The organism is Macrococcus sp. 19Msa1099 (assembly GCA_019357535.2).
In the GTDB taxonomy this organism is placed as follows: Bacteria; Bacillota; Bacilli; order Staphylococcales; family Staphylococcaceae; genus Macrococcoides; species Macrococcoides psychrotolerans.
This window is the reverse complement of sequence record CP079955.1, coordinates 1,124,929-1,145,047: the sequence shown is the minus strand read 5'-3', so window position 1 is coordinate 1,145,047 and position 20,119 is coordinate 1,124,929. Positions and strand designations below refer to the sequence as shown.

Annotated in this window: 21 protein-coding genes and 1 riboswitch; of the genes, 18 read left to right on the top strand and 3 right to left on the bottom strand. The window is 37.2% G+C overall.

The features are described 5' to 3' along the window. Position 1: 1 nt before the first annotated feature. Positions 2 to 520, bottom strand: a complete 519-nt coding sequence (locus tag KYI10_05825) for a DUF309 domain-containing protein (protein ID QYA31915.1) — start codon at positions 518 to 520, stop codon at positions 2 to 4. Positions 521 to 549: 29 nt separating this feature from the next. Between KYI10_05825 and KYI10_05820 the strand changes: the two genes are divergently transcribed. The 9 genes from KYI10_05820 (at position 550) to KYI10_05780 (ending at position 9,198) form a co-directional block, all read left to right on the top strand. Continuing rightward, positions 550 to 1,266 (top strand): segregation/condensation protein A, encoded by a 717-nt coding sequence (locus KYI10_05820; GenBank protein QYA31914.1) that lies wholly within the window; start codon positions 550 to 552, stop codon positions 1,264 to 1,266. Next, complete coding sequence (gene scpB, locus KYI10_05815) at positions 1,259 to 1,804, top strand: SMC-Scp complex subunit ScpB (GenBank protein ID QYA31913.1); 546 nt, start codon at positions 1,259 to 1,261, stop codon at positions 1,802 to 1,804. Before KYI10_05820 ends, scpB begins: the two co-directional genes overlap by 8 nt. Then, positions 1,801 to 2,538: a pseudouridine synthase gene (locus KYI10_05810; GenBank protein QYA31912.1), complete on the top strand. Its 738-nt coding sequence runs from the start codon at positions 1,801 to 1,803 to the stop codon at positions 2,536 to 2,538. The genes scpB and KYI10_05810 overlap by 4 nt, the downstream gene beginning before the upstream one ends. Positions 2,539 to 2,622: 84 nt before the next feature. Next, positions 2,623 to 3,156, top strand: a complete 534-nt coding sequence (gene resA, locus KYI10_05805) for a thiol-disulfide oxidoreductase ResA (protein ID QYA31911.1) — start codon at positions 2,623 to 2,625, stop codon at positions 3,154 to 3,156. Between the two features lie 16 nt (positions 3,157 to 3,172). Continuing rightward, the gene (locus KYI10_05800; GenBank protein QYA31910.1) at positions 3,173 to 4,792 is read left to right on the top strand and encodes a cytochrome c biogenesis protein ResB; all 1,620 of its coding nucleotides are present in this window, start codon (positions 3,173 to 3,175) and stop codon (positions 4,790 to 4,792) included. Further along, positions 4,785 to 5,993: a c-type cytochrome biogenesis protein CcsB gene (gene ccsB, locus KYI10_05795; GenBank protein ID QYA31909.1), complete on the top strand. Its 1,209-nt coding sequence runs from the start codon at positions 4,785 to 4,787 to the stop codon at positions 5,991 to 5,993. Before KYI10_05800 ends, ccsB begins: the two co-directional genes overlap by 8 nt. Positions 5,994 to 6,011: 18 nt before the next feature. Beyond that, entirely contained in the window at positions 6,012 to 6,719 is a 708-nt protein-coding gene (locus KYI10_05790) for a response regulator transcription factor (protein QYA31908.1), read from the top strand. Beyond that, on the top strand, positions 6,719 to 8,476 hold the full coding sequence (locus KYI10_05785) for an ATP-binding protein (protein ID QYA31907.1): 1,758 nt from the start codon (positions 6,719 to 6,721) through the stop codon (positions 8,474 to 8,476). The genes KYI10_05790 and KYI10_05785 overlap by 1 nt, the downstream gene beginning before the upstream one ends. Positions 8,477 to 8,500: 24 nt before the next feature. Continuing rightward, a riboswitch (FMN riboswitch) is annotated at positions 8,501 to 8,618 on the top strand. A 49-nt stretch (positions 8,619 to 8,667) separates the two neighbouring features. Beyond that, positions 8,668 to 9,198 carry an ECF transporter S component gene (locus KYI10_05780; GenBank protein ID QYA31906.2) on the top strand — a complete coding sequence of 177 codons (531 nt, stop codon included), beginning with the start codon at positions 8,668 to 8,670 and terminating at the stop codon, positions 9,196 to 9,198. A gap of 62 nt (positions 9,199 to 9,260) precedes the next feature. On the opposite strand, the gene KYI10_05775 is transcribed toward KYI10_05780, so the two are convergent. Next, positions 9,261 to 9,485 (bottom strand): ferredoxin, encoded by a 225-nt coding sequence (locus KYI10_05775; protein ID QYA33920.1) that lies wholly within the window; start codon positions 9,483 to 9,485, stop codon positions 9,261 to 9,263. 132 nt (positions 9,486 to 9,617) lie between these two features. Here KYI10_05775 and KYI10_05770 point away from each other — a divergent pair, with 132 nt between their 5' ends. The 5 genes from KYI10_05770 (at position 9,618) to KYI10_05750 (ending at position 14,736) form a co-directional block, all read left to right on the top strand. Then, on the top strand, positions 9,618 to 10,562 hold the full coding sequence (locus KYI10_05770; protein ID QYA31905.1) for a helix-turn-helix domain-containing protein: 945 nt from the start codon (positions 9,618 to 9,620) through the stop codon (positions 10,560 to 10,562). Next, positions 10,552 to 11,934: a RecQ family ATP-dependent DNA helicase gene (locus tag KYI10_05765; GenBank protein QYA31904.1), complete on the top strand. Its 1,383-nt coding sequence runs from the start codon at positions 10,552 to 10,554 to the stop codon at positions 11,932 to 11,934. Before KYI10_05770 ends, KYI10_05765 begins: the two co-directional genes overlap by 11 nt. Before the next feature lie 76 nt (positions 11,935 to 12,010). Continuing rightward, positions 12,011 to 13,045 carry a LysM peptidoglycan-binding domain-containing protein gene (locus tag KYI10_05760; protein QYA31903.1) on the top strand — a complete coding sequence of 345 codons (1,035 nt, stop codon included), beginning with the start codon at positions 12,011 to 12,013 and terminating at the stop codon, positions 13,043 to 13,045. Positions 13,046 to 13,062: 17 nt separating this feature from the next. After that, positions 13,063 to 13,710: a CBS domain-containing protein gene (locus KYI10_05755; protein QYA31902.1), complete on the top strand. Its 648-nt coding sequence runs from the start codon at positions 13,063 to 13,065 to the stop codon at positions 13,708 to 13,710. Between the two features lie 45 nt (positions 13,711 to 13,755). Beyond that, positions 13,756 to 14,736 (top strand): YpdA family putative bacillithiol disulfide reductase, encoded by a 981-nt coding sequence (locus tag KYI10_05750; protein ID QYA31901.1) that lies wholly within the window; start codon positions 13,756 to 13,758, stop codon positions 14,734 to 14,736. Between the two features lie 15 nt (positions 14,737 to 14,751). Here the strand turns inward: KYI10_05750 and KYI10_05745 are convergent, their stop codons facing one another. Further along, complete coding sequence (locus KYI10_05745) at positions 14,752 to 15,717, bottom strand: asparaginase (GenBank protein QYA31900.1); 966 nt, start codon at positions 15,715 to 15,717, stop codon at positions 14,752 to 14,754. Positions 15,718 to 15,791: 74 nt separating this feature from the next. Between KYI10_05745 and cmk the strand changes: the two genes are divergently transcribed. From cmk to KYI10_05725, 4 genes are all read left to right on the top strand, one after another. Further along, positions 15,792 to 16,442 carry a (d)CMP kinase gene (gene cmk / locus KYI10_05740; protein QYA31899.1) on the top strand — a complete coding sequence of 217 codons (651 nt, stop codon included), beginning with the start codon at positions 15,792 to 15,794 and terminating at the stop codon, positions 16,440 to 16,442. A gap of 80 nt (positions 16,443 to 16,522) precedes the next feature. Continuing rightward, positions 16,523 to 17,686, top strand: coding sequence for a 30S ribosomal protein S1 (rpsA, locus tag KYI10_05735; protein ID QYA31898.1), 1,164 nt, complete (start codon positions 16,523 to 16,525; stop codon positions 17,684 to 17,686). 108 nt (positions 17,687 to 17,794) lie between these two features. Next, positions 17,795 to 19,105 carry a ribosome biogenesis GTPase Der gene (der, locus tag KYI10_05730; GenBank protein ID QYA31897.1) on the top strand — a complete coding sequence of 437 codons (1,311 nt, stop codon included), beginning with the start codon at positions 17,795 to 17,797 and terminating at the stop codon, positions 19,103 to 19,105. A gap of 10 nt (positions 19,106 to 19,115) precedes the next feature. Continuing rightward, positions 19,116 to 20,114, top strand: coding sequence for an NAD(P)H-dependent glycerol-3-phosphate dehydrogenase (locus KYI10_05725; protein ID QYA31896.1), 999 nt, complete (start codon positions 19,116 to 19,118; stop codon positions 20,112 to 20,114). Positions 20,115 to 20,119 lie beyond the last annotated feature (5 nt).

Below are 20,119 nucleotides of genomic sequence, written 5' to 3'. Positions count from 1 at the left end.
GCTAACCTTTATTACCATGATGGCCGTTGTGTGGGGACTCGTCTATTGGCTTTTTATTGTATAATGCACTGTGTCTAGCCAAAAGGACTTCGGTTCTATCACGCTTCAAATGTTTGTGAATGATATTTTCGTGGATGTCTGATGAAATGTGATGCGCTTTATCACGCAATAACGAACGAACTTCTGGACGCACTGGAAGAGTGATCTGCTGGTATACTGGTGAGTTTATAAGCATATCAATCTCGGATGCTAATCTTGCAATATCAATAAATCGTTCATAATGGGAATCGATATAGAGTTTGAGGATTCGCTTTGCTTTCGACAGTGAGCGATGTCCGCCTGTAATATTGCCACGGCGCATATGATACTGACCAGTTGCAAGTAGTATTAGGCCAACTTCAAAGTCTTGCTTGGTAAATTCAGGTTTATTTTTCCAGAAGTCTTCCAGCAGTTCATGACATTCGAAATAATCTCTCAGATATTCAAAATAATAGACGTACTCAGCAATAATAGTTTTCAATTTAACCACTCCAGAATATAGGTGAAATAATGTATGAAGTAAAACTCGCGTCCTTTCAGGGACCACTCGATCTACTGCTCCATCTTATAAAGCAGTATGAAATCGATATCTATGATATATCGATGAAAATTCTGACTGAACAATATATCAATTATATCAAAGAAGTCACTGATTTAGATATCAATGTGCATGGCGATTATCTTGTAATGGCGAGTGAGTTGTTGCGCATCAAAAGTAGGATGCTTCTGCCAGAAAGTACAGAAACGGTTGAAGAAACTGAGGACCCGAGAGAGGGTCTGATGAACCAGCTTATTGAGTATCAGAACTATAGAATGTTAGCAGAAATACTCAATGAAAAAAAGAAGGAAGAAGAGCGATATTTTGTTAAACGTGGGAATGACCTTTCTCGATTCGAGAAGATTGATACCTCGTTAGAACTTGATTTGATGGATCTTATAACGGCATATCATAAGGCAAAGCAAAGACAGCATGTAGTAAAACCTACAATATCAATGACAAGGGATACATACTCAATTGAAGATGCAACTAAGAATATTGTTGAAAAGTTGCAGCACAAACAAAAGATTACGTTTGCTGATTTTGTAACATTTTCGGAAACTAAGACGCAGATTGTCACCCTTTTTATGGCTTTATTAGAACTAATGAAGATGGAGACGGTAAAAATACGTCAAGAGCATACATTTGGTGATATTTATATAGAAAGGGGCAGATGTTATAATGGTTGATAAACTAGAAATTATAACTGGGTTATTATATGCAGCCGGAGATGAGGGCGTTGATGAATCGACTTTATGCGAAGTTGTACAGCTAACACCAGTACAAATAAGTGATATGACCAGGAGATTTCACCATAGTGTATTAGAGATAAGAAAGTTAGGAGACAGTTACTTTCTTATGGCTAATGACAGTTTAACACCGTATCTACAACACCTTGTTACACATACGAAAGAGAAGAAACTGACGCAAGCTTCAATGGAAACTTTAGCGATTATCGCATATAATCAGCCTCTGACGAGACAAGATATAGAAATTGCACGTGGTGTAAATTCTGATGGACCGATAAAGACACTCATTGAAAAAGGGCTTATTAAAGCAAATGAACAAAAAGAGGCTCGAGCTAAATTACTGGTGACAACACAGGAGTTTTTAAGAGCATTCGGCTTAAAAAGCCTGGATGAGCTCCCGATGGATGAAGAGGGTAATACAGAATCAGATGAAATTGAACGATTCTTTAAAAATTTAGAGACGGAGGATGAATTATGAATGAACAGTTAGAAAGATTGCAAAAAGTAATCGCAAAGAGTGGTGTTACATCAAGAAGGAAAGCTGAAGTGTTAATTACTGAAGGCAAAGTAACAGTAAACGGACAAACTGTGACTGAGCTCGGCACAAAAGTAAAGCCAAGTGATATTATCGAAGTAGAAGGTATCCCGCTAGAGAACCCAGAGAAAATTTATATTCTTTTCCATAAACCTACAGGTGTCATTACAAGTGTTTCTGATGAAAAAGGAAGAAAGGTCGTTACAGACTATTTTCCAGGTCTCAATTTAAGGATCTTTCCGGTTGGACGTCTGGATTATGATACGTCGGGCTTGCTCTTATTAACGAACGATGGAGACTTTGCAAACCAAATGACGCACCCTAAATATAAGATGAAGAAAAAATACGTTGCTAAACTAAAGGGATTCTTGTTACGTGAACAAGTAAAGCAACTTGAAAAAGGTATTATGCTTGAAGATGGTAAAACTGCTCCTGCACTTGTGAAAGTTAAGTCTCAAGATAAAGAGAAAAACACGACATTAGTTGAAATTACTATTTATGAAGGTAGAAATCGTCAAGTCCGTAGAATGTTTGCTCATTTTGGTCATGAAGTCGTTAAACTATCACGTATTGAGTATGGACCGCTAACACTAAAAGGGTTAAATGCAGGAGATGCAAGAGAATTAAGTCCCCATGAAGTTAAGACCTTAAGAAATATGGCATTAAATAAATCATAGTCCAAAATTCACATAGTTGCCACAGACTATGTGTTTTTGCATGTTATAATAAAAATTATATTGCAAAAAGGAGAATGGGTTTATATGCAAAAGTCACAGAAAAAGTGGATTCAGTATATAATAATGCTGCTGATATTAATTGCTATTGGTTTTATATTATATGTGAGTGTTGTTAAAGATGGTGAGAAGGTTGTGAAAGTCGGAGATAAAGCACCGTTATTTGAACTTGAAAATTTAGAAGGTGAAAAAGTAGCATTAAGTGATTATAAAGGTAAAGGTGTTATTCTAAACTTCTGGGGAACATGGTGTAACCCATGTAAAGAAGAGATGCCTGACTTAAACCGCATGAACAAAATCTATCACTCTAAAGGTGTTGAAGTGCTTACAGTACATGTGAAAGATTCACCACAGCAAATAAAGCAGTTCTTCAGCGAACTGCCTGAAGAAGTAGAGTTAATGGTTGCGCTTGACGGTTCAGGAGATGTGATGAAAGCCTATAATGCAAATGATTTACCGAATACATATGTTATAGATAAAAATGGTATTATAAAGGCACACCATAAAGGGCAGATGTCACGTGCAGACATAAAAAAATATATGGATATGGTACAACCATAAAGGGGTGCAGTATTAAATGAAAGACCAATCAATTCAATGTACATGTGGACATATTAATCCGCCAGGTACACAGCTTTGTCAAAATTGTGGTCGCTTAATCAACGATAATTATGATAAGAAGAAAATCGCTGATATAATGCGCTATGATGGACAGGCCATCCGTAGTAAGACGAAACATAAATCATTGGCAGATAAAGTGTGGAACTTTTTCGCTTCTGTAAAGACGGGAGTTATACTACTTGTATTGACGGTAATTGCTTCTGCAATTGGGACGATGTTTCCACAGCAGTATTTTATTCCGGTCGGAGAAGATCCATCAACATTCTATCAGGACAAATATGGAACACTTGGACTGATTTATTATAGATTAGGCTTTGATAATCTTTATACCTCCTGGTGGTTCTTAATTTTACTTGCGCTTGTTGCATTCTCAATTATCGCAGCAAGTATCGATCGAGGCATACCGCTTCATAAATCGCTGACGAGACAGACAGTAAAAAAACATCCGTCATTTTTTAAACGTCAAAGACTCACTTTGCACGATGATAGATTAGATATGTCACTCATTGAGACATTGAAGGACAATAAATATAAAGTGCGTGAGGAAGCAGGTTTCATTCTTGCAGAAAAAGGAAGAATCAGTAGATATGGGCCATATATCAATCATACTGGACTAATAATTCTGCTTGCTGGAGCAATGCTGCGTTTTGTACCGATGTTTTATGTAGATGAATTCGTAGGTATTGGAGAAGGAGAGACGAAAGTCATTCCGGGTACTGAAAATCAGTATTACATAAAAAATAATCAATTTATCTTTGAACAGTATGATAAAGAATCAATGTCGAATACAAACAGTAAATCAGCTGATGCGACAATGAATAAAATTGCTAAAAACTATGAATCAAAAATTACGCTATTTGAGAATAAATCTGATTCATCAGTTATTGGTAGTAAACCAGAACTTGTAAAACTAAAAGATGATAGTATTCGCGTGAACCATCCAGTAAAGTTTGACCAGTTTGCACTCTATCAGAATAGTTTTGATCAGTCGCAGTTAGAAACGATGCTCTTTAAAGTACAAGATAAACAAGGTAAGCAAATCGGAAAAAACTTTGAGGTCAAGCTCGATAATCCGAAAGATGATTATAAAATCAGTGATACGTTGAATGTGCACCTACGTAACTATGCACCTGATTTTGATAAAATTACGGAGAATGGAGCACTAGCAACAAAATCTCCTTTACCGAACAATCCAGCATTTGTCTTTGAAGTGAATGATGGGAAAAAATCAGAATACAGCCTGCTAAAAATCCGATCATCACAAGATATATCGAAAGATAATCAGTATGATGTTAAATTTGTCAGCGCGACGAATAAAACAATAACGTATTTAACGGTCAAGAAGGATCTGACACTTCCTATATTATTTGTAGGATTTACAATTTTCCTATTTGGACTTGCAATAGGGTCTTATATTAATCATCGTAGAATCTGGATTAATACGAATGAAGGGACGCTCGCAGCTCATACGAATAGAAACTATTATGGATTTAAACGCGAGATAGATACGATGTTACATAAACATCATTTACAAGAAGTAAATGATAAGTATGAGGTGGAGGATAAGAATGAATAATGAAACTTTATTAAATTTTAGTAGTACTTCTTTATACGCAGCATTTATTCTATATTTAATAGCGATTTTACCTTTTTCAGCAAGTATTAAAGCAAAATCGAAACGCTACGAAAATATGGGTGTCTTATTAACAACGATTGGTTTTGCATTGCAGCTTGTTTATTTTATCACAAGATGGATTGCTTCAGGCCACGCACCAGTAAGTAATATGTATGAATTCTTAACGATGTTCGGGATTATGATGGTAGGCGGATTTCTAGTTATCAATTATATCTATCATACACCGATACTTGCACTCTTCTCTTTACCGATTGCGATGCTTGTTATCGTCTATGCAAGTATGTTTTCAAGAGAAGTATCACCGTTAATTCCAGCGTTACAGAGTAACTGGCTTGCGATACACGTTATAACTGTAACTATCAGCTATGGCATTCTTTCTGTAAGCTCAGTGGCGGGATTGATCTATCTTCTGAGATATGTTGATGCGAAAGAGAAATCTAAAGACGCATTCTGGCTTGAGGTAGTCATGTATTTTATCGTATTAGTTTTAGCATTTATATTAACAACGATTGTAATGAAAGGTATTGTTGATTATAAGGAAGAATATTTCTATCAAGATAAAAATGGCATGAATGCAGTTGCTGAATACCATTTACCAGGATTAGTTACATTCAAGGATAGTACACCAGTTGTTAAAGTTGATGGGACGAAAGAAAGCTATAAAGAAGTTAAACGCTTTGACACAGGAATCGAATTACCACCTGTAATCAATGCACAGAAATTAAATACGGTCGTGTGGTCAATCATCATCGGTTCTATCCTTTATGGGATAATCAGACTCATCGCACGCAGAACTATTTTTTCGGTCATCAAACCTTTGACTAATAAAGTTTCGTTGAGATTAATGGACGAAATTTGTTATCGTTCTGTCATCATCGGATTTCCGTTATTTGCTCTTGGAGGATTATTATTTGCGAGTATTTGGGCGCAGATTGCATGGAGTAGATTCTGGGGCTGGGATCCTAAAGAAGTCTGGGCGTTAATTACATTCTTGTTCTATGCGATTTTCCTACATTTAAGATTAGGAAAGGGCTGGGAAGGTAAAAAATCAGCATGGCTTGCCGTTATTGGTCTCGGTATCATCTTATTTAATGTGATTGCGGTGAATCTAATCATTGCAGGTCTCCATTCCTATGCATAATGAAAGGGTGAGCATAATATGAAAGAAAAGATTTTAATAGTTGATGATGAAGATAGAATTAGAAAGCTTGCTAAGATGTATCTAGAAAGAGAAGGCTATGAAACTGTAGAAGCGGAAGATGGAGAGCGCGCGCTCGAGCTTGCGCTGAGTGAAGATTTTCATTGTATTTTACTAGATATCATGCTGCCTGGTATGGATGGTATCCAAGTATGCAAACGATTACGTGAAGAGAAATCTACGCCTGTTATTATGCTGACTGCAAAAGGAGAAGAACATAATCGCGTAGAAGGCTTTGAAATTGGGGCAGACGATTATATCGTCAAACCGTTCTCTCCACGAGAGGTTGTACTACGCGTAAAGGCAATTTTAAGACGTTCGCAATCAACAATGTTCATACAACAGGAAGCGCATGCGAAAGATCTGATCGTTTTTGATTCACTAGTGATAGATAATGATGCACATAGAGTGCTTGCAGATAATAAGGAGGTTAATTTAACTCCAAAGGAATATGAACTATTACTTTTTCTGGCTAAGAGTCCAGATAAAGTATTTGATCGTGAGCAACTGCTTAAAGATGTATGGCATTATGAGTTTTATGGTGATTTACGAACAGTTGATACACATGTGAAGCGATTAAGAGAAAAATTGAACAAAGTATCGCCACATGCTGCAGATATGATTCATACAGTATGGGGTGTAGGATATAAATTTGAGGTCAGAGACTGATGAAATATATCAATAGTGTCGTTATTAAACTGTGGTTAACTATATTGTTTATAGTAACCACAGTTTTAATTATATTATCGGTTGCACTGATGAGCTTTTTTAATGCTTATTTGATGAGTGAATCTGCACATGCATTAAAGCAACAGGCAGAAAAAGTTGAACTCGTCCTTATGAGTCGGCATGACAAAAGTGATGCAATGAACTATGTGAAAGAACTGATCGAAAACCCTGCTGGACTGATATTGATTACGAATAAACAAGATCAACATAAGAACATTGAGGATCCGTTAAAAGCATTGATGTTAAAAGAAATTCAGACGAACAAAGCATTTGATGCTGTGTATAAAAAAGATGAAACTGTTGTTCAGTCAATCGAAGTCAATTATCAGGGCAGCAAACATGAATATCTGCTCGTAGGATACCCTTCTCAGGCATTTGAATATAATGGAAGCGCAATATTTATTTATCAAGATACCAATACGATATCCGATGCTTTCAACTACATCGCAATCATCATATTTTTAGTTGCACTCGTGCTGCTAATTTTGACGACAATATTTGCATTTTTCTTGTCTACACGTATAACTAAACCATTAATTCATCTGAAGCAAGCGGCGTTTAAACTTGCACGGGGTGAGCGAAATGAGAAAATCAAGGTTCAATCACGTGACGAAATTGGAGAACTTGCTCTTGCATTTAATAAGATGGAAGAAGATATTACTTTGAACATGAACAGGATATCTTCTGAAAGAAATTTGAGGGACAGATTAATCAATGCAATGGAGGATGGCGTGCTGAGTTTCAATATGCATCTAGAGAAGCAGCTTCAAAATCCAATGGCAGAGAAATTTCTGGATGACATCAACCAACAGCAGATTGAAGCCTTGAGTGATACTGTGAATAAAGTGATGCAGTCGGAAGATACGGTATATAATGAAATTACAACCAAAGATAAGCACTATGTGCTCATTGTTTCTCCAGTCGACAACCCAGAAATAAAACAAGGTAATGGGGCTGTAGCTATCATTAGGGATATGACTGAAGAGAAGAAGATTGATCAAATGAAACAGATGTTTATTGCAAATGTATCTCATGAACTGAGAACACCGATTCAAATGCTTCAAGGATATACGGAGGCCATTCTAGATGGTATTGTCAGCGAAAAGTCTGATGTGGATGAATTTCTAAATATTATTCTTGACGAATCAAAGCGTCTGAATCGTCTTGTGAATGAACTGCTGAATGTAGCTAGAATTGATGCCGGTGAACAAGTTCTGAATTTAGAAGCTACTGACATAGAGGAGCTGATAGAAAGAACGATAATGAACTTCAAACATGTGGCCGAGAAACATGAGACAGACATTCAAACTCATTATAGGCATCATTCTAAAGCTTGGTTAGACTATGATAAGATGATTCAGGTGATTACCAATATCATTGATAACGCACTACGCTATACTGTTGCAGGAGATGTAATTAGTATTCATACTGATGAAGACGATGAGAACCTCATCATCAGTATTTCTGATACAGGTGTGGGTATTGCGCCGAAACATATCGATAATATATTTGAACGTTTCTACAAGGTGGATCAGGCTAGGACGAGAGGTAAACATGGTACCGGATTAGGATTATTTATCGTCAAATCAATTATAGAAGGTCATCATGGCAGTATAAATGTGGATAGCAAGGTCGGCAAAGGCACAACATTTGTTATCTCAATCCCAAAAGTTGACGATACAAAGAATAACAAGTAAGATATATACTATAAAAAATATATCATTCATCTTCGGGGTCGGTGTAATTCCGAACCGGCGGTTACAGTCCGCGACCTGATTACTCAGCTGAACTGGTGAAATTCCAGTACCGACAGTACAGTCTGGATGGGAGAAGATGGAGGTTTTCCTCCTCTTTGTAAGATGGATAGAAGGAGAAGGAAATGACACAGATTAATAAGACAAGACGACTCATTACGGTGAGTCTATTAAGTGCGGTTGCTTTTTTACTTATGTTTTTAAAGTTTCCGTTACCATTTTTACCACCCTATCTCACAATTGATTTAAGTGATATTCCTGCAATTATCGCACTCTTCACTGTTGGACCACTTGGAGCGATTGGAGTCGAAGTCATTAAGAACTTGCTAAATTTCTTGATGAATATGACAGATCCAATTGGGCCTGTTGCGAATTTTCTTGCAGGGACATCATTGATATTGACATTGTATGCAGTAACTAAAGGGAGAAAGCAACGACTAATCGTTGGATTTTTATGTGCAACAATCGTATTGACGATGGTAATGAGTATTATGAATTATTTCGTATTATTACCGCTTTACGGTATGATAATGAATTTCACTGATATCTCTAATAACTTAAAGGTAATTATTACAGCCGGCATCATCCCTTTTAATATTATCAAAGGCATACTACTCGCGATATTATCGATTATATTGCTCAATGTACTGCCTAAAACCAGATAAAAACAACCCGGACTACTGCAGAAAATAATCTCTATTTTCTACAGTAGTCCGGGTTTGTTATATTATTCGAACTTCAGTGCGTCACCATCAAATGATTCATCTGCCACTTTGATTGAGTCTGTAGGACAACCTTCAAATGCGTCGATCATATCTTCTTCAAGTTCTTCAGGTATTTCTTGAGTCCCTTGGTTGTCATCTAATATTACGTAAGCAATACCTTCGTCGTCGTAATCATATATATCTGGAGCTGCAGCACCACAAGCACCACATGCAATACATGTATCCATATCAACAATTGTATATTTACCTGCCAAAATTTTCGCCTCCCACCAATTTCATGATAAAATATATAAACAATGTACATAACTATTTTAGTGATTGTTTAATGGTTTTTCAACAAAAAGATTCAGGAGATGCCTATGAATTCTATATCAACTTACATACGTACACATTATCGTGAAGATAAATCTATAAAAAGTCTATGGAATATTGTAACCGGAGCAAGAACGCAGCAGACATATTTTGACGCCTCTATGCAGCATCTTTTACCTGTTTACGAGATTGCACCAGGCTATCCTTTTGAAGCATTCACAAGTATGTTAAGTCACAATGATAAGCAACGAGAGCACATGCTTTTCCCTTATTTTTACCTTGCATCTGAGATGAGTTTTGAGACGTTATGTCTACTTATTCAGGCATCTTCAGAAATGAGTTATGGCACAAATAGGTTTGTGCCAGTCTCTAACAACCTGATTGTACAGTCGCAGGTTAAAGAAGTTATAAGGCGGGCGAAAACTAAAGACTTCAACCTTCTGCAGCTAGATTTCTTTAAACTTGTAACTTTAGTGCAAGATAAATTTAAACATAGCTATTTCGTATATAAAATAACGGGCCATGATATACATCCAAGAAACGATGAACAATTGGCACGACTATTAAATGTTGAAACATCTCATTTGAAATTTATGTTATTGGCAGAGAAAAACTATATACTGCATTTGCTTCGGAATGAATCATTCCATCTATTAAATCATCTTTATTACAAGGTGCCCTTACATAAGAATACGGCAAGAACGTACCAGCTGATAAATAGCTATACTATCGATGAAACTGCTCGTTTGCTTCGTTTAAGAGAGCATACTATCCAGGACCATATTATTGAAATGATGATTAAAGATTATCCTGTGGAGATTTCACGTTTTATTAACACGGATGAACTGCAGGCAATTGTTCATCTTTATAGTCAGTTAACATATGGAAAGCTAAAATCATTTTATGAGCATTCAGAGGTTAAAGATTATTTCAAGCTGAAGATTGGTATTGTATACGCCAGTCTGATGGAAAGGAACGATCATGTCGATTGAACATTTGCTAAATAAGCGTTTTGGGATTAAAAAGTTAAATGAGGAACAAAGAATAATAATTGATAGTATATTGAATAATGAAGATGTATTAGCACTGATGCCTACTGGAAGTGGTAAATCAATCACGTTTCAGCTGCCAGTTGTATTTACCGACGGAAAAGCGCTCGTTATCACCCCGTTAATTGCTTTGATGGAGGACCAGGTGATGCAGTTGAAGATGAGTAAAATTGATGCTGTAGCTATTCATGGAGGTCTATCACGTGCGGAACTTTCGATAATTACGCATCGCATTGATAGCTATCAATTTATTTATTGTTCTCCCGAATGGTTACAAAGTGAACTTGCAGAAGCATTATTCTCTCGCATAAGGTTCACGCATATTGTACTGGACGAAGCACACTGCATTTCTCAATGGGGATTTCAATTCCGTCCTCATTACTTACTTGTGAATGAAGTGATTGATAGACATAATGCACAGGTAATCGCTCTAACAGCTACAGCAACAAAAAAGATTGTTCATGATATTGAGGAGATTATCGGAAGGCCATTGAAAGTACATGATTTTCTCAAAAATAAGGACAATATGTACTTGTATAAATATGAAGTGCGTGAAGATGATAAGCTCATATTTCTACAAAAAGTACTTAAAGAAAGTGGACCTACTATTATCTATTTCTCATCGAAGAAGGTATGTGATGCTTTATACGAGGCGCTTTCTGAGGATTTTATTGTGGACAGATATCATGCAGATATGACCTATAGTGAACGTACTGAAGTACAGAGTCGGTTTATGGAAGATGAAGTACATGTAATATGTGCAACCAGTGCTTTTGGAATGGGAATCAATAAGAAAAACATCCGTACGGTGATTCACTATCACATCCCAGCATCAATCCTTCAGTTTATTCAGGAGATTGGTCGCGCAGGAAGAGATCATCACTCTTGTCAATCGATACTCCTATATAATAATAATGATATCGCACAAGCGTCACGACTGCTCGAATTAGACGCTATTGACACAAGCGATCTACATAATTATACTCTGCAAAATATTTATGATGTGGAAAAGAAAGAGAAGCTTGATATTTTTCATCGCAAGTTTGCTAACAACATTATCGCTGATAAATTAAAGGCGCATCAATATGAGCAACAGCAGTTATTATCAAAGATGCTTGCGTATGCGCATAGCGATCATTGCCTACACCATGAACTTTCCGGCATGTTGAGGACATCTTCGATAAATTCAGATGAATTTTATGAACGTAATCAGTGTCATAAGTGCAAAGTGACAGATTTGCAAAGATATGAAAATATTACTAAAAGTATGCAACTTGAGCCTGTGGCATTAATTTTAGAAAGGTTATTTTTATAGCTGTAATACTTTACTAAAGCAATAGTGTTTGTCTATAATAAGAATAGACTATAAATTGATGAGTGGGTGGATAAACGTGTCAAAAAATGATTTTAAAGATGAATTTGAAAAGAATAAACAAAAGATCGAAAGACAACAAGAAGAGACGGTTGAAACTGAAGAAGTAAGTTCAGAAACATATGAAGGAAAAAAAGAAACTGAAGAAGATATTTTTCCGCCTCGTGGAGTCTCACGTCGTAGCCGTTCACAAGAAAGAAAGAAACGTGAAGACAATACTAACGATAACAAAGAAGCAGGAACTATTGGCGCTGGCGCTAAGAAAAAGAACAAAAGAGATAACAGTCAAAAGACTAATAAACAAGTCTCTAACAGTAAAAAAGCAGCTGGTGCAGCAGGGGTAGCAGGAGCGGCTGCAAAAGTAAATAAAGCAAATGCAAAGACTGTCGAAGAAAAGCCAGAAAAGGGAAAACAGCAAGAAGATAAGGATAATAGTGGACTTAAGAAATTTATTCCACTGATTGCTGCGATTTTAATACTACTGCCAATTATGTTGCTGCTTGCAAATTATATCAATTCTCAAAGTGATAATAAACATAATAATACAGAACAAGTAGCAACGAACGACAAGAAGAAAACTGCTGAAGAAAAAACAGACAAAGCTAAGGATAAGACTGTTGAAGAGGCAGAGTCAGAAAAAGCAGCTAAGGAAGAAGCGGCTAAGGAAGAAGCGGCTAAGGAAGAAGCGGCACAGGAAAAAGTGGCACAGGAAAAAGCGGCACAGGAAAAAGCGGCACAAGAACGTCTGGCAGCACAAAAAGCTGCTGATGAAACAGAAGCAGCAAGATTAGCCGAAGAAAAAACAGCAGAAGTTCAGGATAATGCATCACAAACAGACAATGCATCACAATCATCAGCTGCTTCAAATAATAACCAGTCTGACAATCAGCAGGCGCAGGCGACACACGTCGTTAATGCTAAAGAGAATCTTTACCGAATAGCGATTAAATACTATGGTAATGGCTCTCCAGAAAATGTTGAAAAGATAAGACAGGCAAATGGTATTTCAGACAATAATCTTTCACAAGGACAAACGTTAGTTATACCTAAATAAAAAAAGGGGGCGGTACTATGTATTTAAAGTCAATAATGATACCTAAAGAAAAATGTTATGTTGCCAGTCCAGATGACACGGTTAAGAGTGTGCTTGACAAGCTTGAACACCATGGTATTGACGGGATTCCTGTTGTTGAAACAGGAAAATATATTGGCACAGCGACACGTTATAGCATCTTTAGACATTTCTTCTTTATGAAGACACCCAAACTAAGAGATGAATTCATTGAAAACACAAAGATTAAGGATATCCTTCCTCTTGATGAATATAGTGTTAAAGATGATGCGCTATTCGAAGAGTCTTTCTTAACATTACAAGATTTTCCGATTTTAAGTGTTATCAATGAACGCAACGATTTTTTAGGCGTGGTTTCACGATTTGATGTTATGGAGCAGTTTAAATCTGCATTTGGAATGAATCAAAAAGGTGTGCGCATTGCCATTACATCAATAGATGCAGAAGGGCGTATCATGCGTCTTGCTTCAGCATTGAAGAAGTATAAGTTAAATGCTATTTCTTTTGTAACGTTTGACGAAACAGATAAGATGCATCGAAGAATGATTGTTAAAGTTGAAGATAGTAAAAATATTAAGAAGTTTACAAAGTATCTTAAAAACAATGGCTTTAAGATTCTCGATATACAAGAACATGACGAAATCTAGAGGGGGCTCTTTTGAGCCCTTTTTTATTTAAGAAAGGTGAAAAAAATGAAACACGTACAAAGTATTATAATTGGAGCTGGTCCATGTGGATTATCAGCAAGTATAGAGCAAAAAAAGAAAGGCATAGATAATATTATCATCGAAAAAGGGAATGTCGTTGAAGCAATCTACAATTATCCGACACATCAGACTTTTTTCTCGACGAGTGAAAAATTGAGTATCGGTGATATTCCGTTTATTGTTGAAGAACATAAGCCGCATCGAAACCAAGCACTTGTCTATTACAGAAGTGTAGTGAAATATCATGATTTAAAGATTCATTCTGGCGAAGAAGTTCTAAAAGTGGAGAAGCATGAAGACGAATTTATCATCACGACAACTAAAGCACACTATAAATGTAATTACGTTACAGTTGCGACAGGTTATTATGGGCAGCCGAATACATTAGATGTACCGGGTGCTGATTTAGATAAGGTGCAGCATTACTTCAAGGAAGCCCATCCTTATTTTGATCAGGATGTGTTGATCATTGGTGGTAAAAACTCTGCAATTGACGCTGCGATCGAACTCGAAAAAGCTGGTGCACGAGTGACAGCTGTGTATCGCGGTGATACATATTCTAAGAGTGTGAAACCCTGGATATTACCTCTTTACGAATCCCTTGTTAATCATGAAAAAATTAAACTCTATTTCAATAGTCATGTAACCTCTATCAATGATTCTGAAGTGATCATTCAAACCCCTAGTGGAGAAATGGCAATCAAAAATGATACTGTTTTTGCAATGATTGGCTATCACCCGGACTACACGTTTTTAAGTGATATGGGGATAGAACTCATAACAAATGAATTCGGGACAGCACCTTTCTATGACAAAGAGACGATGGAGACGAATATAGACAATTTATATATCGCAGGGGTGATCGCAGCAGGAAATGACGCGAATACGATATTCATTGAAAACGGAAAATTTCACGGCGGACTGATAGCTGATGATATTATAAAAAAAGAAATACGTGGACAATAATTTGTCCGCGTATTTTTAACGTTTGAAGTAATCGTCAAGAAGAGCATCATTTAAGCCATTACTTATTGCGACGATAAGTTTTAAACGCGCTTTCTGACCGTTAAGTCCATTGGAGAATATGAGACCCATCTTCTGTAGCTCATACCCGCCACCTTCGTACTGATAGTTACCACTTGCAATTCCATTGAAACATCGGGATACGATGACAATCGGGATATTTTTATCGATTAGATGCTGGATGCCGTCTAATGAAGAAGGCGATAAGTTTCCTTGTCCAAGCGCTTCTATAACAAGCCCGTCATATTCCTGATCAGCAAAGAATTTAATTAAGTCTGAGTCTAGGTCGCTATGGGCTTTTACGAGTCCAACTTTAATCGCTTCATTGACTTTAACCAGCGGGGGATGTGTTAATGGATGATGATGGAAATAAATATTGTTTTTCGTGATAATACCGAGTGGTCCGTAATTTGGACTTTGAAAAGTACTTGTATTTGATGTATGGGTCTTTGTTACGTTCATAGCTGTATGAATTTCATCATTAAACACAACAAGCACGCCTTTGTTTTTGGCATCACCATGGCAAGCTGTACGTATTGCGGAGATGTAGTTATACAGACCATCTGCCCCGATTTCGTTGGATGAACGCATCGCGCCGGTTAAGATTACTGGAATTGAAACGTTGAGGGTCAAATCCAGAAAATATGCTGTTTCTTCGAGTGTGTCAGTGCCATGTGTGATGACGATACCATCATAGTTTTCTTCGTATATTTCATTGATAATTGATTTTCTTAATATATTCATATGTTTAAGGGTCATATGAGGAGAGGGGATTTGAAATGGGTGTTTTTCAGTAATGTTTGCAATCGACTGAATGATTTCGATATTTGACATAGGATTTGTGTCATTCGTTGTGACGACACCCTGCGCATTTTCAGACATACTGATTGTTCCACCTGTATGCATTACGAGAATATTTTTCATTTTAGTCCTCCAATATACATTGATATAGCTCTATGATAGAATAATTAAGATTAAACAACAAGGTAGGTATATAAATGAATAAGATAAATATCGCAATAGACGGACCTGCAGCAGCAGGAAAAAGTACAATTGCTAAGCGTGTCGCTGAAGCATTAAGCATGATTTATGTGGATACTGGGGCGATGTATCGTGCGATTACACTCGCACATTTAGAGCAGCCTGAAATAGAAATCGATAAGTTGGTTGAGCATATAGATTTGAAGCTGATCAATAGATCTGGTCAGCGCATTTATCTCAATGGAAGTGATGTCAGCGATAGAATTAGAGAGCACGATGTTACATCAAATGTGTCTAGGGTTGCTAGTATTGAAAGTGTTAGAACGAAACTTGTGAATCTTCAGCAGAATATGACAGCGCATAAAGGTGTTGTTATGGATGGTCGAGATATTGGAACGAAAGTTATTCCTGAAGCTGAATTAAAGGTGTATATGGTAGCCTCTGTAGAAGAACGTGCAGAACGTCGTTTGATTGATAACAGAAATAGAGGGATTGCCTCAACATTCGAAGAATTGAAAAGAGATATTGAACGTCGTGACCACCTGGATATGACGCGTGAAATCTCGCCGCTCACAAAAGCAGAGGATGCTATTGAAATTGATACAACGGGAAAGTCAATAGAAGAAGTGACAGCCCAGATTATTGAATTAGCAAAAAGCGCAATGTAAAAAGCGTATTCCTTGACTTTCAGCTCGATTTGTAAGAAGTTTATAATAACACTAGTTGTAATTTCAAGGAGGAATCCACAATGACAGAAGAATTTAACGAAGCAATGATTAAAGAAATTCAAGAAGGAGACAAGGTTAAAGGAACGGTACAAGCGATTGAAGAGAAACATGTCGTTCTTAACTTAGATGGTGCAAAATATGATGGTATCATCCCAATCAGTCAACTTTCAAGTCTACATATTGACAATGCTGAAGAAGTCGTTCAAATTGGCGATGAGATTGAAGCGTTTGTTACTAAGATTGAAGATAAAGAGGAAGATGGTCATTACATCTTATCTAAACGTCAACTAGATGAATCTGAATCATTTGAATCATTAAAAGAAAAGTTCGAAAATGATGAAACGCTAGAAGCAGAAGTTAAAGAAGCAGTTAAAGGTGGTCTTGTTGTTGATGTAGGCCTAAGAGGATTTATTCCGGCATCTTTAATTTCTACGAATTATATTGAAGACTTCTCAAACTACGTTGGTCAAGTATTAACTTTAAAGATTGAAGAACTAGATCAGGAGAAGAACCGTGTAATCTTAAATCACAAAGCCATCGAAGCTGAAGAGAACAAAGTGAAAAAGGAACAACGTCTTGATGAAATTGAAGTTGGTTCTGTAATCGAAGGCGAAGTTTTACGTATTACAAACTTTGGAGCGTTCGTAGATATCGGTGAAGTAGATGGTCTTGTACATATCTCTCAAGTTACGCATGATCATATCGATAAGGTTGAAGATGCTCTGTCTATCGGCGACAAAGTTAAGGTTAAAGTATTAAGCGTCGACAAAGAAGCAGAACGCGTTTCTTTATCAATTAAAGCTGCTTTACCTGGGCCGTTTGAAACGATTGAAGAGAAGTTTAGTATCGGAGACATCGTTGATGGAGAAGTTGTTCGTCTAGCAAACTTTGGAGCTTTCGTTGAAATTGATAAAGGATTACAAGGCCTTGTGCATATTTCTCAAATTAGTCACGAACATATCGGTAATCCATCAGAAGTCCTTGAACCAGGTCAAAAGGTTAAAGTGAAGATTCTGGATATCAACAAAGAAGAGAAACGTATTGGTCTTTCAATTAAAGCGACTCAAGAACAAGTAGAAGATTTTGATACTACATACTTGAGCAATGCTTCAAATCAAGAGAATCAAGATGCTCCAACACTTGGAGATATGTTTGGAGACAAACTTAAAAACTTAAATCTTTAATAGAGTTCTAAGGAGACAATGGCGCTTGCCTTGTCTCTTTTTTTTAAATATTAATAAATGATAAACTATGTTAAAATAATAGGGATATTATTTGAGAGGATAGATAAAATGACAAAACCAACGATAGCGATTGTAGGTCGTGCAAATGTAGGGAAATCTACAATTTTTAATAGAATCGTCGGGGAACGTGTTTCGATTGTAGAAGACACACCCGGAGTTACAAGAGATAGAATTTATTCGAGCGGAGAATGGTTGACACATGAATTCAATATTATAGATACAGGTGGGATTGAGCTAGGTGATGAGCCTTTCCAGGAGCAGATTCGTGCTCAGGCAGAAATTGCGATTGAGGAAGCGGATGTTATCATCTTTATGGTAAATGGACGTGACGGGATTACGAATGAAGATGATTTCGTGGCAAAACTATTATTTAAATCAAGCAAGCCTGTTGTATTAGGTGTCAATAAGATTGATAATCCTGAAATGCGTGCAGATATATACGAATTCTACTCATTAGGATTTGGAGAGCCTATTCCGATCTCTGGATCACATGGTTTAGGTATTGGAGACTTGCTGGATGAAGCGGCAAAGCACTTCCCTGAGCAGCAGGAAGAAGATTATGATGATGATGTTATCAAATTCTCTCTTATAGGAAGACCAAATGTGGGGAAATCGAGTTTAATCAATGCAATCCTTGGTGAGGAGCGTGTTATCGTATCACCAGTCGCAGGTACAACACGAGATGCAATAGATACGGTATACACTTTTGAGGATCAGGAATACGTGATGATCGATACAGCTGGAATGCGTAAAAAAGGTAAGGTATATGAGGCAACGGAACGTTATTCTGTATTACGTGCCTTGAAAGCAATCGAACGTTCTAACGTTGTGCTGGTTGTTATCGATGCTGAAGAAGGTATTATTGAACAGGATAAGAAGATTGCTGGATATGCCCATGAAGCAGGTAAAGCTATTGTTATCGTTGTAAACAAATGGGACACTGTTGAGAAAGACTCAAAAACGATGAAGAAGTTTGAAGATAAAGTGCGTGAAAACTTCCAGTTCTTAGATTATGCACCGATTGCCTTTGTTTCTGCAAAGGAACGCAAACGTCTGAATACATTATTCCCACTGATTAATATGGCAGGGGAAAACCATCGTAAACGAGTTCAAAGCAGTACGCTTAATGAAGTGATCACTGATGCTGTTGCAATGAATCCAACACCAACACATAAGGGCAGTCGATTAAACATCTTCTATACGACACAAGTTGCGATTGAGCCACCAACTTTTGTATTCTTCGTCAACGATGTTGAGATGATGCATTTCTCTTACCAAAGATTTTTAGAAAATAGAATTCGTGCAGCCTTTGGATTCGAAGGAACACCACTACATTTAATTGCAAGAAAGAGAAATTAGGAGTGATTGTATGCTACAAGTTTCAGTAATCGGTACAGGTTCATGGGGTACTGCACTAGCGAATGTACTTTCAGAGAATCAGCACGACGTTTTAATGTGGGGGAAGACCCAAGCTACCGTTGATGAAATCAACACGCATCATACGAATGAAAAGTATCTTAAAGAGATTCAGCTGCACGATGCATTGCAAGCGACTTCAAATATTCAGCAAGCAGTACTGCATGCAAAGGTAATCATAATAGCTGTTCCTACGAAAGCGATTCGTTCAGTCATGCAGCAGATTAATGAGGTTGCGGATGAAAAGAAAATTTTTATTCATGTTTCTAAAGGGATAGAGCCTATAACATTTAAAAGAATCTCTGAAATGATAACCGAAGAGATGGATCCTGAGAAGTTTGAAGGTGTCGGTGTTCTGAGTGGGCCGAGTCATGCTGAAGAACTTGCACTTCAGCATCCGACAACGGTGGCTGTAGCAAGTGACAACAAACAGATTAAGCAGATTGCACAAGATATTTTTATGAATTCGTATTTTAGAATCTATACGAATGATGACTTGATTGGTGTTGAAATTGGAGGTGCGCTTAAGAATATTATCGCACTTGCAGCAGGGATAACAGATGGCCTTGGCTATGGAGACAATGCTAAAGCAGCCTTGATGACACGTGGTCTCGCTGAAATCACACGCCTTGGAACGAAGATGGGAGCAGATCCGTTAACATTTCTTGGGCTTGCAGGGATTGGCGATTTGATTGTGACATGTACATCAGTACATTCACGAAACTGGAAATGTGGCAATATGCTGGGTAAAGGTGCTTCTCTAGAGGAAGCGCTAGCACAAATGGGTATGGTCGTTGAAGGAGTCCGTACGACACAAGCTGCAAACGAAATGGCACAAGCATTTGGTGTTGAGATGCCGATCACACAATCCTTATATAAGGTGCTGTTTGAAGGTCTTGATGTCAATGAAGGAGTTAGGAATTTGATGAACAGAGAAAAAACGAACGAATAGAGGTA

What these genes read in the sequence shown, in the direction of transcription:
- KYI10_05775 (QYA33920.1), bottom strand. Translation starts at nt 9,485, where the DNA reads ATGGATACATGTATTGCATGTGGTGCTTGTGGTGCTGCAGCTCCAGAT.
- KYI10_05785 (QYA31907.1), top strand. Translation starts at nt 6,719, where the DNA reads ATGAAATATATCAATAGTGTCGTTATTAAACTGTGGTTAACTATATTG.
- cmk (QYA31899.1), top strand. Translation starts at nt 15,792, where the DNA reads ATGAATAAGATAAATATCGCAATAGACGGACCTGCAGCAGCAGGAAAA.
- KYI10_05765 (QYA31904.1), top strand. Translation starts at nt 10,552, where the DNA reads ATGTCGATTGAACATTTGCTAAATAAGCGTTTTGGGATTAAAAAGTTA.
- KYI10_05810 (QYA31912.1), top strand. Translation starts at nt 1,801, where the DNA reads ATGAATGAACAGTTAGAAAGATTGCAAAAAGTAATCGCAAAGAGTGGT.
- rpsA (QYA31898.1), top strand. Translation starts at nt 16,523, where the DNA reads ATGACAGAAGAATTTAACGAAGCAATGATTAAAGAAATTCAAGAAGGA.
- KYI10_05725 (QYA31896.1), top strand. Translation starts at nt 19,116, where the DNA reads ATGCTACAAGTTTCAGTAATCGGTACAGGTTCATGGGGTACTGCACTA.
- KYI10_05770 (QYA31905.1), top strand. Translation starts at nt 9,618, where the DNA reads ATGAATTCTATATCAACTTACATACGTACACATTATCGTGAAGATAAA.
- KYI10_05745 (QYA31900.1), bottom strand. Translation starts at nt 15,717, where the DNA reads ATGAAAAATATTCTCGTAATGCATACAGGTGGAACAATCAGTATGTCT.
- KYI10_05800 (QYA31910.1), top strand. Translation starts at nt 3,173, where the DNA reads ATGAAAGACCAATCAATTCAATGTACATGTGGACATATTAATCCGCCA.
- KYI10_05820 (QYA31914.1), top strand. Translation starts at nt 550, where the DNA reads ATGTATGAAGTAAAACTCGCGTCCTTTCAGGGACCACTCGATCTACTG.
- ccsB (QYA31909.1), top strand. Translation starts at nt 4,785, where the DNA reads ATGAATAATGAAACTTTATTAAATTTTAGTAGTACTTCTTTATACGCA.
- KYI10_05750 (QYA31901.1), top strand. Translation starts at nt 13,756, where the DNA reads ATGAAACACGTACAAAGTATTATAATTGGAGCTGGTCCATGTGGATTA.
- KYI10_05790 (QYA31908.1), top strand. Translation starts at nt 6,012, where the DNA reads ATGAAAGAAAAGATTTTAATAGTTGATGATGAAGATAGAATTAGAAAG.
- KYI10_05755 (QYA31902.1), top strand. Translation starts at nt 13,063, where the DNA reads ATGTATTTAAAGTCAATAATGATACCTAAAGAAAAATGTTATGTTGCC.
- resA (QYA31911.1), top strand. Translation starts at nt 2,623, where the DNA reads ATGCAAAAGTCACAGAAAAAGTGGATTCAGTATATAATAATGCTGCTG.
- der (QYA31897.1), top strand. Translation starts at nt 17,795, where the DNA reads ATGACAAAACCAACGATAGCGATTGTAGGTCGTGCAAATGTAGGGAAA.
- scpB (QYA31913.1), top strand. Translation starts at nt 1,259, where the DNA reads ATGGTTGATAAACTAGAAATTATAACTGGGTTATTATATGCAGCCGGA.